Genomic DNA, 13716 nt, shown 5'->3' on the forward strand with positions numbered 1-13716 from the left:
ACCTAAAGTTCATCCATGAGCCATTCTCAATATAACGATCAGGATCTGGCTGAGGTCACCCTGTCTTCCGAAATAATTGCAGAAGGTGGCATGTTGCTGGTCAAGCGTGACCAAGTGCGTGTTCCATCTGGCGCCATGAGTCAGCGCGAATATGTCATCCACCCTGGTGCAGTGGTGGTGATTCCTGTATTGGATAATGGAAACCTGCTGTTGGAGCGGCAGTTTCGCTACCCGTTATCGCACGTGTTCATCGAGTTGCCCGCAGGCAAGATTGATGCGGGAGAGCCTCACCTGGAGACTGGTAAGCGCGAATTGCTTGAGGAAACAGGCTATACAGCGGCAGAGTGGATTTATCTGGGCTTGCAGCATCCTTGTATCGGTTATTCCAACGAGGTGATTTACATTTACCTCGCCCGTGGTTTATCCGCAGGACAGCATAATCGTGATATAGACGAAGCATTGCAGTTGTTTGAGGCGAGCCTGGAAGAGTGCATGCAGATGATTAGGCGCGGTGAGTTGACGGATGGCAAGACCATGGTGGCATTGTTTCATGCTGAGAAATTCCTTAGCGGTGAATGGCCGATGGAAGCATCGTGATGAGTCAGGTACTGATTGCGGGGTGCGGCGATCTGGGCCTGGAGTTGGCTAGGCGCTTGGTGGCTGAAGGGCATGCTGTCACTGGCTTGCGGCGTTCGGCCCAACCCATGCCCGAGGGGGTGCAAACCTTGCTGGCTGATGTCACTCAACCACAGACGCTGACAGAGATTGTCAATATCCAGCCAGAAATCCTGGTGTATTGCGTAGCTGCCAGCGAGCATAGCGATGAAAGTTATCGCCTGAGCTATGTTGACGGTTTACGCCATGTCTTATCAGTGCTGAATGAAGCAACATTGCAGCATGTATTCTTTGTTTCTAGCACTGGCGTTTACGGGCAGGAAACAGACGAGTGGCTGGATGAAGGTTCACCTGCTATTGCTACGTATTTCAGTGGTAGGCGCATGCTGGAGGCTGAAGCTTTGCTGGATGGATATCCATCTACTATCCTGAGGTTTTCAGGGATTTATGGCCCTGGACGCAGACGTATGCTGACCTTAGCGCAAACGCCTGAACAGTGGCCGGAAAAAAATGGGTGGACCAACCGTATTCATCGTGATGATGGCGCGGCATTTATATACTACCTGATTCAACAGCGGCACAATGTCCAGCTACATCGCCTTTATGTGGTGACTGATCATCAGCCATTGCCCGTGCACAATCTATTGCGATGGCTTGCTGGTGAGCAAGGTGTTGAGTATGCCGTTAGCGACATGCCTCCTGTGCAAGGTAACAAGCGCTTGAGTAACCAGCGTATGCTCGCAAGCGGATATCAGTTTATCTATCCTGATTACATTGCCGGGTATAAATCATTACTTGCCATGGATTAAGAGTTCCTCTTGCATGCCACTGAAAACGCCACAAGGATTTACTTGTGGCGTTTTTGCTTTTACGGCCGTCTCAACAAAATCCTTAGTCGACTTGGGTGATTTTCCCGATGTTGGATTTCAAATATAGCTATGTCTCAACAACTATTTACACGCAATAGCTAAGTCAGTTTAGTCAGACTTCTTGCAAGCATCATGCTTTCCGGCGATACGGTGTCACAACGTAAGTGTGAACACTTTCCTTTTTAATCGGGAATCTTTCATCTGTCGCAGTTGTTACAAATTGTTAAAAATTGTTTCTGCCGAGTAACAACCGATCGGCAGGGAGTTTGTAATCAAACCAGAATGAGGAGAAGTATATGAAAGGCAGAGTAACCCACGTCGGTATCAGCGCTGCAGTTAGCAGCTTGCTGGTACTTGCGACGATGCAAGGTGCTCAGGCAAACCAAGATCTGCAAAATCTGACAAAGAATGCAGACAACTGGGCCTTGCAAACCGGTAACTTTACTGGTCAGCACAATAGCACATTGAGCCAAATCAACAAAGGCAACGTCAAGAACCTGAAGGCAGCTTGGTCTTTCTCCACCGGCGTATTGCACGGTCATGAAGGCGCGCCTCTGGTTATTGGCGACATGATGTACATCCACAGTGCATTCCCAAACAACACTTTTGCTGTGAACCTGAATGATCCAGGCGTGATCGCTTGGCAACACAAGCCTAAGCAAGTTGCTTCTGTTAAAGCTGTTGCATGTTGCGACATCGTTAACCGTGGCTTGGCTTATGGTGACGGCAAGATCGTGAAGACTCAGCTTGATGGCAAGTTGGTTGCCCTTGATGCTAAGTCCGGCAAGATCGTATGGGAAATTGAAGTATGTGATCCTAAGGTTGGTGCAACACTGACTCAGGCTCCATTCATCGCTAAGAACACAGTTCTGGTTGGCTGTTCTGGTGCTGAGCTGGGTGTTCGTGGTGCAGTTAACTCCTTCAACCTGAAGACTGGTGAGCTGCAATGGCGTGCTTTTGCAACTGGTCCTGACGAAGAAGTGAAGCTGGCTAAGAACTTCAACAGCGACAATCCACACTACGGTCAATTCGGCCTGGGTCTGAAGACCTGGGAAGGTGATGCATGGAAAATCGGTGGCGGTACTAACTGGGGTTGGTACGCTTACGATCCTAAGCTGAACCTGTTCTACTACGGTTCTGGTAACCCAGCACCATGGAACGAAACCATGCGTCCTGGCGACAACAAGTGGACCATGACTATCTGGGCTCGTGACCTGGATACAGGCGAAGCCAAGTGGGGCTACCAAAAGACTCCTCACGATGAGTGGGACTTTGCTGGTGTGAACCAAATGATCCTTTCCGATCACAAGGTTGACGGCAAGGTAACTCCTCTGCTGACTCACATTGACCGTAACGGCATCATGTACACACTGAACCGTGACAACGGTAACTTGGTACAAGCTGCTAAGGTTGATCCAGCAGTGAACGTGTTCAAGAAGGTTGATCTCAAGACAGGTACTCCAGTACGTGATCCAGAGTTCAGCACACGTATGGACCATAAGAGCACTAACGTTTGTCCTTCCGCGATGGGCTTCCACAACCAAGGTCTGGATGCATTGGATCTTGACGAGCCAATCGTTTACGCAGGTCTGAACCACATTTGTATGGATTGGGAGCCGTTCATGCTGCCATACCGTGCTGGTCAGTTCTTCGTAGGTGCAACACTGGCTATGTACCCTGGACCTAGCGGCCCAACCAAGAAAGAAATGGGTCAAGTTCGCGCCATGGACATCGTGACTGGTAAGTACAAGTGGACTAAGTGGGAGAAGTTTGCAGTTTGGGGCGGTACTCTCGCTACCAAGGGCGGTCTGGTTGCTTACAACACACTTGATGGTTACATCAAGACCCTGGACAAGGACAACGGTAAGGAGCTGTGGAAGTTCAAGATGCCATCCGGTGGTATCGGTGCTCCTATGACCTACCAGTTCAAGGGTAAGCAATATATCGGTTCCATGTACGGTGTAGGTGGTTGGCCTGGTGTTGGTCTGGTATTCGACTTGACCGATCCTAGCGCTGGTCTGGGTGCTGTAGGTGCCTTCAAGGAACTGCAGAACCACACACAAATGGGCGGTGGCCTGATGGTGTTCAGCCTGTAAGTTAGTAAAAGCAAGCTGATGTGATATTCCGGGGCAGCAGGTCTGCCCCGGTATCTAAATGAAATTGTGTTTTGGAATTGAGTACACATGCATATTGTTAATAAGAAGTCCTGTATTAATGCTGTTCAAGCTGCACTTCTTGGTTTTGCTGGGATGATTGCTTTGCAGGCTCAAGCAGCTGATGAATTGAAAGTATGCGCTGGTAAGGATGAATTGCCTTACTCGAATGACAAACAACAAGGTTTTGAGAATGAAATTGCCAAGGTGATTGGCAAGGCGATGAATCGCAAGGTCTCATTTGTTTGGTGGTCTGATGCTCGCTACGCAGTTAGGGATTTTCTAGACAAGAAGCAGTGCGATGTTTTATTGGGCTTGGATAAAGGCGATCCTAGGGTGCTGACTACCAAGACCTACTACAAATCTGGCTATGTGTTTGTGACACGCAAGGACAGAGAGATTGATATTCACTCCTGGGATCATCCATATCTCAAGGAGCGTAACTTCCGACTCGGTTTTCTTCCCGATAGTCCAGCTAAGAACATGATGCTTGAGATTGGTCGTTTTGACGACATGTTCGACTATCTAACCGAACTGACAGATTTCAAATCCACCCGTAATCGCTACATCAAGATTGATGAGCGCAAGTTGGTGGATGATGTGGTTGCTATGCGCTTGCATGCTGCAGCGCTGTGGGCACCTAGTGTGGCCAAGTATGTGGCGGAATCTACAACGCCATTGAATATGGTCTTGATTGAAGACAATGCCAAGCGTGCCAATGGCAGCAAGATTCCAATGCAGTATGAAACGGTGATGGGTGTAAGGCTTGGGGATGAGGCTTTAAAAGCTGAGTTGGACAAGGCTATTACGTCTAGTCAGAAAGAGATTAATGCGGTTCTTGAAAAAGAGCACATTCCTCTTTTGCCGATCTAGTTTTTTTGTGTAACTCCGGGGTAGTAAATGTTTAAAAAATTAGCAGTTGCAGGTGGTTTGAGTGTGTTTTTGGCATCAGGATTTGCGTTGATGCCTGCGCAGGCAGATCTGGATTTCCGCGGCACCGTTTCTGGTGAGCCTTTGGATTTTACCGGTGAGGAAGAAAGTCCTCAGTTCAAGGAGTTCAAGAACACTGGTATTAATCCATACAACGGTAACCAGGAAGCTTTGAATAAGGGCTATGTGATCTTCGCTACCGCATGTTCTGGTTGCCATGGTCACTTGGCTGAAGGCAAGTTGGGTCCTGCGTTGAGCGATGACTACTGGACATACCCAACCAACCTCGAAGACAAGGGTTTGTTTGAGACTATTTACGGCGGTGCAGCCGGTCAAATGGGTCCTCAACAAGGCTTGCTAGAGCCAGATGAAATTCTGCATGTGATGAGCTGGGTACGTGCTTTGCAAACTGAGCCAGAAAAGGCGAAGAAAGCAGTCGATACTTTTGAGCATCGCAACGGGTAATTGCAATTAGTCGTGTATTAGGAATTCTACCGGGATGCTGACTGGTGGCACCGGTAGATAAGTAGTACCACCAGCAACCATAACACAAGGAGATATCAATGAAACGCGTTTTGACATTAGTAGCAACCGTAGGTGCGATGGTTGCCTCTGGCCTTGCTTTTGCATATGACGGCCAAACCTGTAAAGAAGCTGGCAACTGCTGGGAAGCTAAGCCTGGCTATCCTGAAAAGATTGCTGGTTCCAAGTACGATCCTAAGCACGATGCTGCTGAACTCAGCAAGCAAGAAGCTGCTATCAAGGCAATTGATGAGCGCAATGCAAAGCGTATTGCCAATGCAAAGGCAACTGGCAGTTTCAAGTTTGACGTGAAGTAAGCTTGTGATATGTCGAAGGCTGATGTTCGGATACGGACATCAGCCTTTTTACTCATAAGAGCGATATGGTGATTTATTTCAATGACATTTTCTTAAGTGCCATTCAAATAAAATCTTCAGTCAGCAGGATGCAATAAGATGCAAGAGCAAATAAATCTGAATGAGTGGCGTGAGCGTGCACTCTCATTTGAGCAATCTGCCAATAAGGTAGTGCTGGGACTGGAGAAACAGGTTCGGGCACTGACAATTGCGATTTTCTCCCGCGGCCATGTCTTGCTGGAAGGGGATGTCGGGGTAGGTAAAACTACTTTGTTGAAAGCAGCTTCTCGCTTGCTTGGTGGGGCCTACCAGCGGATTGAGGGCGCTATCGACCTCATGCCTGGTGATTTTCTTTACCATGCTTATATTGACCAAAACGGTCAACCAGCTGTCGCACCTGGTCCATTATTGCGGCATGAAGAAAATCTTGCTGTATTTTTCTTCAATGAAATCAATCGTGCCCGCCCACAAGCACATTCTTTGTTACTAAGGCTAATGGCGGAACGTAGTGTCAATGCGTTCAACCGTGATTATTCTTTTCCTCATCTCACTGTGTTTGCTGACCGTAACGGCCTAGAGCGTGAAGAAACATTTGAGTTGCCTGCTGCTGCACGTGATCGTTTCTTTATGGAAGTCTCAGTGACTGCGCCTGAAGACAAAGCACTGCAGCGTGACTTGATGTTCAGCACACGCTTCCATGATGCGGATGCTTTGATTGAGACCTTAGAGCCAGGCCTTGTGCCCTATGACAAGCTCAACGCAGTATCAGCGACGATTCAGGAAAATGTACGCGCCGAGTTGGCCTTGCAGGATTACGCTGTCAACATATGGCAGGCCTTACGTCATCCAGAACGTCTGGGCATCGAGATTGAAGATGTTGATATCACTCGCTTGGTGGCTGGCGGTGCTAGTCCTCGTGGCATGGCCATGTTGATGCGCGCAGCACGTACCCGTGCGTGGCTGGAGGGACGAGATTACCTTACTCCCGATGATATTCGTGCTGTTTTCCCTGAGACCGTGGGGCATCGTGTGTTCTTTACGCCCGCGTATGAATTGCGCCGTGAAGATATTGCCCCAGCATTGCTGAACGGCGTACTCAACAAGATCCCTGCGCCTTAAGTGGGACAGGCCCTGACAGGCAAGCATTATTTTGGCAAGTTTTACACCCCAGGAATTTTATTATCACCTGCGTTGGCGTGCTCGCGGTGCCCAGCCGGGCGCGCATGCAACACGTACGCCAGGTAGCGGCACAGACTTTGCCGGACATGTCCCCTTCATGGATAACCCTGACCCACGTCGCTTGGATCTGCGTGCAAGCCTGAGAGTGATCCCGCGACGTTACGTGGTGCGATCTTTCTTTGAGCGTGGTGCAATCGTTGTATATGCCTTGCTGGATATGTCGGCCTCTATGCGTTTTGCTGGCAACGCGGAAAAAAAGCGGTTGCTCGCCGATATTGCGGCAGCAATTGCATGGTCTAGCACGCGTCATGGTGATGCTTTTTCGCTATTGGCCTGTGATGATGTCGTCAGGCAAGATTTATTTACGCCGCCATCTTCCCGGCGTGGCTTGGCGCACGAATTGCACCAAAAAATATTACATGCCCACATCCGTCCGCAATCGGGCGCCAAAGGCTTGCCAAAAGCTATTGAGCAGGTGCGTCCAAGCCGCTCTCTGGTGTTCCTGATTTCAGATTTTCACCTGGATGAAGCGTTGTTGAGTAATACCTTGTCCAGCTTCTCCACCCATGATGTTGTGCCATTGGTGCTTTGGGATAGCAGTGAATATCGTGACCTTCCCGAGTGGGGGTGGGCTCGTGTTCGCGATATGGAGGGTGGTGGTGATCGGTCCATATTCCTGCGTCGTAGCCTTAAGCGTGAAATTGAGCAACGCTACCTTACCCGCAAGGATGAACTCAAGAGGTTGTGTCGGCAATACGGCGCCCGCGCACCATTTTTCATTGAAGATAAGTTTGATGCTGGCTTGCTGACGCGTCATCTTTTGGAGGCTAGTTAATGAGACATGTATTGTTGTCTTTGCTATTGCTGAGCTTGCCTGCTTTTGCTGCCGAGAAAAGCATTAATGCCCAGTCTTTCATCCGCGATATTGGTTATCGCGTAGGGGATGTGGTTGAGCAGCGAGTAGAAGTCATCGTGCCCGCGGGATTCGAGCTTGATGAGAGTTCTCTGCCCAAGCGTCTGGGAGCTGGTGCTCATATTGAGCTGCGGGATGTCACACATCAAACCGAGCGAGTCAGCAAGGGTATGAAGCATACTTTCCTATTTGATTGGCAAGTGTTCCGCACCTTGCGCGATGTGCGGCCTATCCCTTTACGTGCGCTGGATTTGCAGTTCCGTCAGGGCAGTGAAATCTTGGTGGCCCGCTTGCAACCTGCAGAAATCCTGATGGCACCAATGTTGCCGACGATGCTGACCAAGGAGCAGGCAACGCCGCGCGAAGCTATTGAGCCTCAAATTCAGCCATTGCAGCCTATCCTCCAGCAATTGGCTTGGTCCATTGTGGGGTTGCTGGTAGCTGTTTTATATTTTGCGTGGCGTTTCGATTGCTTGCCGTTTAAAACACAACATGCGAGTCCTTTCCGCAAGGCGCAACGCGAAATTCGACGCCTGGGCAAGCAACAAGAGGCGTTGCCGCAATCTATGCGTATCTTGAGTCGTGCTTTCAATGATTATGCTAATACAGCTGTTACCCAGGAAGGCCTCAAGTATTTTTTTAGCCAACATCCTGAAACACAGCCATTACAAGCTGAAATAGAAAAATTCTTTCTCGCGACACAAGAGCTTTTTTTCGCCGGTAAGTCAGAGACAATCAGCAAGCCTGAAGTAGAGAAATTAGCACGTCAGTTGAGCCTGATGGAGACGCCGTGAACGAGTTCCTCCAGAATGCGGGGGCTGGCTTGCATGCGCCAGGCTGGCTGCTATTGCTGCTTCTGGCCGTGATGCCCTTGCTCGTGCGCGGGCATGCTGCTTTTCCTTATCCATCCATTTCACGCCTACCCGAAGATGAGCTTTCGCTATGGATCGAACGCTTCTGGCGTTGGGCTGGAGCCTTGGCGATAGCTGCGATAGCGGTTGCATTGTCTGGGCCATACTGGGGTGAAAAACAGTTGGAAAAAGTCGGGCGCGGAGCGCACGTCATGATTGTTCTGGATCGTAGTGCCAGCATGAATGACAGCTTTGCTGATTCTGCCAAGAATGATAGTGAATCAAAAATGTCGGCAGCCCGCCGCGTACTTCAATCGTTTGTGAACCAGAGCAGGGAAGATTTGCTTGGCATGGTTACCTTTAGCACTTCTCCTATCTTGGTTGCCCCTTTGGGCGGTGACCGTGAAGCGGTGCTGGCGGCACTGCGTGCAACTGAAGCAGGTGGTATGGGCTTCACTGCTGTTGCGCGTGGTCTTGGCATGGCGCTGGATTATTTTGAGGGGCGTCCGGTGACCGGTGCTCGTGCCATCTTGCTGGTGTCTGATGGTGGCGCGCATTTGGATGTGAAAACGCAAGATACCTTGCGTGAAATGTTTCACCGCCAAGGAGCCTCTCTTTACTGGGTGTATCTGCGTTCAGCGAATGGCGTAAGCATCAAGAGCGCGCCTGAAGATGAAGATCTTGATGCTTACCCAGAACACCAGCTACATGATTACTTCAAGTCCTTGGGCGTGAACTACCATATTTATGAAGCAGAGAGTCCTAAAGCGGTGGAAGAGGCTTTGGCTGATATTGCAGAGTTGAAGAACCAGCCTGTGAAGTATTACGAAGCGGCTGCGCGCCAGGATTTGAGTTGGATATTTTATTTATTGTCGCTGTTGTGTGTTGCAGCTTTATTCGCCCTACACCTGACGGAGGTTAAGAGATGGCGCGCCGTTTAAGGTTGTTTCCCTGGATGTTGCTTTTACTGGTATTGGCTATTGCAGGTCTCATCTGGAGTGGTGTGAGTTTGTATCGTGCCAGCGTTTACAACCACAAGCTTGAAGCCGGGCAATTGCAGGGGGGGCAGTCCGCCAGGGAGTTGTTTGCAGATGCTGCATTGCTGGCTGAGCAGGGCCAGACAGAGAAGGCCCTGGAGTTATATATTGAGGCAGCAGCCAAGGGAGATGACGCGTTGCGCAAGGCGGCTTACTTCAACTCTGGCAACCTGTACCTCGCCCAAAGTGTTGATATCCTTGAAAGTGAAGGCTATGTATCTTGGGATAAGGTGGGCCCGTTAATGTCGCTGTGCAAGGAAAACTATAGCAAAGCCTTGCTGATTGACCCTGAGTGGATTGAGGCTAAATACAATCTGGAGCTTGCCTTGCGGCTATCGCCTACGTTTGCTGGCGTCAAGACACCCAGCCGCTACAACGAGGATGATGACGAAGTGAAGGAAGACGAAAAGCGCCCTGATGGTTGGCCTTCGATTCCTGGTTTTCCTAGAGGGATGCCTTGATTTTGCAGCACTGGAAATTATCTCGCCTAGATTTGCGAGGCCGCATGATGCTGGCCAGCGTGATATTGCTGTCCGTTACCATGTTAAGCCCGCATGCGACCTTGCCACGCCGTGTGTTTGACTGGTTTTTTGTGCTCGACATCACGCAAAGCATGAATGTGCGTGATTACACGCTAGATGGTAAAAGTATCAGTCGACTGGAATTATCCAAAAAAGCCATGCGTGAGGCTCTGCGCGATCTGCCTTGTGGCTCAACTGTGGCACTGGGTATGTTCACCGAGCGCGGTGCGCAAAATATTGTGCGCCCACTTGAGGTCTGCGCGCACTTCTCGGCATTGGATCAGACCATAGACCATATGGATTGGCGCATGGCCTGGGCAGCTGACTCATTCATCACCCACGGGGTGTTAAGTGGCATTGAGCTGTCTGCCAAGTTGGGGCCGGATGTTCACTTGGCATTTTTCACCGATGGACATCAAGCACCGCCATCCAACCCTGATTACCTGCCCAAGTTCGAAGGCAAACCGGGAGAAGTAGGAGGTATTCTTGTCGGCACAGGAAAAGAGGAGCTCAGCAGGATTCCTAAGTTGGATGAGCATGACAATATCATTGGTTACTGGGAGCTAGAAGAGGTAATGCGATTTGCTACCTTTGGCATGTTCACTTCAAAGTCTGTGCATGAAATGGAAAAAGACATGGAGGTCGAAGAGGATGATGACGGCCTTAACCGCCGTAATGCCTCTCATGGACGCAATCCCGCAGAAGATACCAAAGCGAATTTGTCCGGCCTGAATGAAAAAGAGTTGAAACAATTGGCTGAGACCACAGGTCTGAAATACAAGCGCCTGGATTCTCCTCATGGATTCGCTAGTGATGCGACAGCGACCAGTATGGCGACTTGGCGCTCTGGTAAAACTGATTTAAGGCCCTGGTTTGCCTTGCCTGCATTGTTATTGATTCTGGCATTCTTTATGCCACCAAGATTTTTTGATTTCGTTCAACAACATTTGAGGTTTAAAAAGAGATGAAGTTACTTATTGCTGTACTCAGCCTTGCCATTGCGGCACCTGCGTTTGCACATGGCCCTACGCCCCGCAAAACGGATGAAGCTGTTGTGGTGAAGGCGGCTCCAGATGCCGTATGGGCCAAGATTGCCGAGCCTTGTGGCATTGCTAAATGGCATCCTGAAGTTAAGGCCTGCGAGGTTGTCGATGACAAAACATCCAACATTACGCTGAAGAATGGCGGCAAGATTCAGCAGCAGGTGGATGAGTTGGATGTAGCAAATAAGACATTGAACTACCGTCTCGGTGGTGAAATTGCCCTGGAAGCCTTGCCTGTGAGTTCCCTGACAGGCCGTATCAAGGTTGACGCAGACGGTAGCAACGCTAAAGTAAGCTGGATGGCGCGATTCTACCGTTTTGATACTGGTAATGAGCCACCTGAAGGTCAGGACGACGAAACTGCACAAAACGCAGTGGATAGCTTCATCAAGGCTGGTCTTGCTGGCTTGGAGTCCGGCAAGTAAATCGCGATTTATCTGACACCAGATAGAAAAAAGGGCAGGTGACACACCTGCCCTTTTTATTGGGTGACACTTTTGTCAGGAGGTTAGTAGTTCATCCCCAATCTGCTGGATATGCCGTAATAACTCCGCCTGATGCAAGGCTTGCGTATAAGGGTTCATGAGGGTGCACCGGAGCCAAGTATTTCCATCAATGCTGACTTGGCTTAAATGAAATAACCCTCGGTGCAAGAGTGATTGGCGAATGTTTGCTTGAAGTTCATTAAGTGCGCCTTGCGCTAATGGTTGGTTGCCAAGATAACGGAAGCAGATGATATTGGTTTCCGGAGGCATGAGGAGCTCAAACCCTGCGGTCTGGGTTACCAAGCTCGCAAACTGCTCCGTCAGTAAGAAGACATGCTCGATGAGCTTGGCTAACCCTTGTCGACCATAAAGCTTGAAAGCCACTAATAATTGCAGGCCCATCATGCGCTTTGTGCATTCCAGCGTCCTGGCGCTGATATTGAAGTCTTGAATTTCTCTATCATCCTCTTGATGAAATAGGTAAGAGGCATCCTGAGAAAATGCGCGATAGCTACTTGCCTTGTTACGGAAAAGCACGGCAGAGAGCGTGGCGGGCATGTAGAGCAATTTGTGTGCATCCCAAGTGACAGAGTCTGCTAGCGCAATCCCTTCCAGTTTTGGGCCATGGTGTGTTGATAGTAGCGCGGAAGCACCATGTGCAGCATCAATATGTAGCCATAGACCCTGTGTGCGGCAGTATTCGCCTATGGCTTGCAAAGGGTCGATGCTACCTGTCGCCGTGCAGCCCGCTGTTGCGACCACAGCCATGACATATTCATCTCGAGTGATGCACGCTTGGTGAGCTTGTCTTAATGCCTCAATCGACATCCTGCCTTTGGCATCCACTTCAACAGCAATGACTGCCTCCGTCCCCAGTCCCATCATCCCCGCTGCACGGCTGATGGAGTAATGGGACATTGCTGAGGTGAGGATGCGCAATTGCCCTCTGACAGTCGTGATGCCTTTATCCCATATGTGTGGGGCTATGGTATGTCGTGCTGCAAGCAAAGCAGTGAGGTTGGCTTGGCTTCCTCCCGAGGTGAACACGCCTGCTCCATGCGTCCAGCCTATCATGGTACTTAGCCAGCGGATAAGCTGGCGTTCAATCAACGTGGCAGCTGGGCCGGTTTCATAGACCGCCATTGCCTGGTTGCTGAATGATGCGACCAAGTCGGCAAGAGCCGCGAAGGGTAGTGGCGGTGCTGCTTGATGCGCCATGCTATGCGGGTGATGCATGGCCAGTTGCCGAGGTAAAATTTCTTGCTGTAGCCAAGTAGACAGCTGACTGGGGTCAAGCACTGGATGCTCTGGCATCTCTTGTTCCCATGCCTGCTCAGCATCTAGTGGGGGTTGCCATTGAATCAAGCTAGCATTGCCTTGTAATTCAAGCGCTAGTTGTTCTGCAAGTGCATCAATCAATGCATGGCCACTGGCCCTGAACTGCTCAGTATCAAACAAGTGATTAAGTTCTGAGGCGGTCATGGTAGCGTTGTACTACGCTTTCTAAACCATCCTGTGAGGCTGATGCGAGGCTGGGATGCAGGCAGCACCTCATGCCAGAATTGACTGGAAAGAAACACGACCAAAGTACCACCGTGCGGCACAGTGTCAATATAAGGAGTGGGTTCTTTTCCATCTAGGTAAAGACGAAGTTGACCGCCATCTTTTTCTTCCCAGGCTTCGTTCAGGTACAAAATGCAGCTTACCTGCCTTTCCTCGTTGCCACGGAACTGGTCTAGGTGCTTGTTGTATATCGCCCCTGGTGGGTAAATGGCAAAGTGATTTTCAAGCTCGAACAGCCCCAAAAAAAGATGTTCATTCAACGACTCGCGCAAAGCTTCCATGATGCGGGAAAAATCCTGTTGCACGACGCTTGCATCGACATGATCCAGCCAGTGGATCAAATCGCCACGTATCTTGTGATCCAGCGTGTTATGTTCGGCCTTGCCGATAGTGGCGCGCTCTAACTTGCCTGCTGCTTGTAGCGTTAAAGCCTCGTTACGTAATGCGCTAATGAAGTCGTCAGGGAGAAAAGCGGGGATGATGACGTAGCCTTGCTCGGCAAGGGAGTGAATAATGTGCTCAATATGCTGGCTGATGTTGGCAAAAGGAAGCATGAAAAACCCTGATGAAAACGTATCCTTATTATAACGGGGTGACCTTGGTAGATGGCGGCCAGATTTTTTGCGCTCAGGATTGCGAAGCCAAGGGCATTGCGCTAAAATGCGCAGCTCTCTTGTTG

At 49.9% G+C, this 13716-nt stretch carries 15 protein-coding genes; 13 read left to right on the top strand and 2 right to left on the bottom strand.

Annotated features, from left to right (window positions below; translation table 11 throughout):
• The first annotated feature begins 15 nt into the window (after nucleotides 1-15).
• From LG202_RS01540 to LG202_RS01600, 13 genes are all read left to right on the top strand, one after another.
• A complete protein-coding gene (locus LG202_RS01540) occupies nucleotides 16-597 on the top strand; it encodes an NUDIX domain-containing protein (protein ID WP_230346670.1) in 582 nt (193 codons plus the stop codon).
• Entirely contained in the window at nucleotides 597-1424 is an 828-nt protein-coding gene (locus tag LG202_RS01545; RefSeq protein ID WP_230346671.1) for an SDR family oxidoreductase, read from the top strand. The genes LG202_RS01540 and LG202_RS01545 overlap by 1 nt, the downstream gene beginning before the upstream one ends.
• A 356-nt stretch (nucleotides 1425-1780) precedes the next feature.
• Nucleotides 1781-3580 (top strand): methanol/ethanol family PQQ-dependent dehydrogenase, encoded by a 1800-nt coding sequence (locus LG202_RS01550; protein ID WP_230346672.1) that lies wholly within the window; start codon nucleotides 1781-1783, stop codon nucleotides 3578-3580.
• Nucleotides 3581-3667: 87 nt separating this feature from the next.
• Nucleotides 3668-4510, top strand: a complete 843-nt coding sequence (gene moxJ, locus LG202_RS01555) for a methanol oxidation system protein MoxJ (RefSeq protein WP_230346673.1) — start codon at nucleotides 3668-3670, stop codon at nucleotides 4508-4510.
• Nucleotides 4511-4537: 27 nt separating this feature from the next.
• Nucleotides 4538-5032: a cytochrome c(L), periplasmic gene (moxG, locus tag LG202_RS01560; protein WP_230346674.1), complete on the top strand. Its 495-nt coding sequence runs from the start codon at nucleotides 4538-4540 to the stop codon at nucleotides 5030-5032.
• 98 nt (nucleotides 5033-5130) lie between these two features.
• Nucleotides 5131-5406, top strand: coding sequence for a methanol dehydrogenase [cytochrome c] subunit (locus LG202_RS01565; RefSeq protein WP_230346675.1), 276 nt, complete (start codon nucleotides 5131-5133; stop codon nucleotides 5404-5406).
• Between the two features lie 138 nt (nucleotides 5407-5544).
• The gene (locus LG202_RS01570) at nucleotides 5545-6564 is read left to right on the top strand and encodes an AAA family ATPase (RefSeq protein WP_230346676.1); all 1020 of its coding nucleotides are present in this window, start codon (nucleotides 5545-5547) and stop codon (nucleotides 6562-6564) included.
• 31 nt (nucleotides 6565-6595) lie between these two features.
• The gene (locus tag LG202_RS01575; RefSeq protein ID WP_230346677.1) at nucleotides 6596-7459 is read left to right on the top strand and encodes a DUF58 domain-containing protein; all 864 of its coding nucleotides are present in this window, start codon (nucleotides 6596-6598) and stop codon (nucleotides 7457-7459) included.
• Nucleotides 7459-8331 (top strand): hypothetical protein, encoded by an 873-nt coding sequence (locus LG202_RS01580; protein WP_230346678.1) that lies wholly within the window; start codon nucleotides 7459-7461, stop codon nucleotides 8329-8331. The genes LG202_RS01575 and LG202_RS01580 overlap by 1 nt, the downstream gene beginning before the upstream one ends.
• The gene (locus LG202_RS01585) at nucleotides 8328-9329 is read left to right on the top strand and encodes a vWA domain-containing protein (RefSeq protein WP_230346679.1); all 1002 of its coding nucleotides are present in this window, start codon (nucleotides 8328-8330) and stop codon (nucleotides 9327-9329) included. The genes LG202_RS01580 and LG202_RS01585 overlap by 4 nt, the downstream gene beginning before the upstream one ends.
• Nucleotides 9314-9886 (top strand): hypothetical protein, encoded by a 573-nt coding sequence (locus tag LG202_RS01590; protein WP_230346680.1) that lies wholly within the window; start codon nucleotides 9314-9316, stop codon nucleotides 9884-9886. The genes LG202_RS01585 and LG202_RS01590 overlap by 16 nt, the downstream gene beginning before the upstream one ends.
• A complete protein-coding gene (locus LG202_RS01595; protein WP_230346681.1) occupies nucleotides 9883-10914 on the top strand; it encodes a vWA domain-containing protein in 1032 nt (343 codons plus the stop codon). Before LG202_RS01590 ends, LG202_RS01595 begins: the two co-directional genes overlap by 4 nt.
• Nucleotides 10911-11414, top strand: a complete 504-nt coding sequence (locus tag LG202_RS01600) for an SRPBCC family protein (RefSeq protein WP_230346682.1) — start codon at nucleotides 10911-10913, stop codon at nucleotides 11412-11414. The genes LG202_RS01595 and LG202_RS01600 overlap by 4 nt, the downstream gene beginning before the upstream one ends.
• A 75-nt stretch (nucleotides 11415-11489) precedes the next feature.
• On the opposite strand, the gene LG202_RS01605 is transcribed toward LG202_RS01600, so the two are convergent.
• Together LG202_RS01605 and LG202_RS01610 are read right to left on the bottom strand one after the other, a co-directional pair.
• Nucleotides 11490-12956: a pyridoxal phosphate-dependent decarboxylase family protein gene (locus LG202_RS01605; RefSeq protein WP_230346683.1), complete on the bottom strand. Its 1467-nt coding sequence runs from the start codon at nucleotides 12954-12956 to the stop codon at nucleotides 11490-11492.
• Nucleotides 12953-13591, bottom strand: a complete 639-nt coding sequence (locus tag LG202_RS01610; RefSeq protein WP_230346684.1) for a 2OG-Fe(II) oxygenase — start codon at nucleotides 13589-13591, stop codon at nucleotides 12953-12955. The genes LG202_RS01605 and LG202_RS01610 overlap by 4 nt, the downstream gene beginning before the upstream one ends.
• Nucleotides 13592-13716: the final 125 nt, after the last annotated feature.

It is taken from the genome of Methylobacillus methanolivorans, assembly GCF_054588515.1.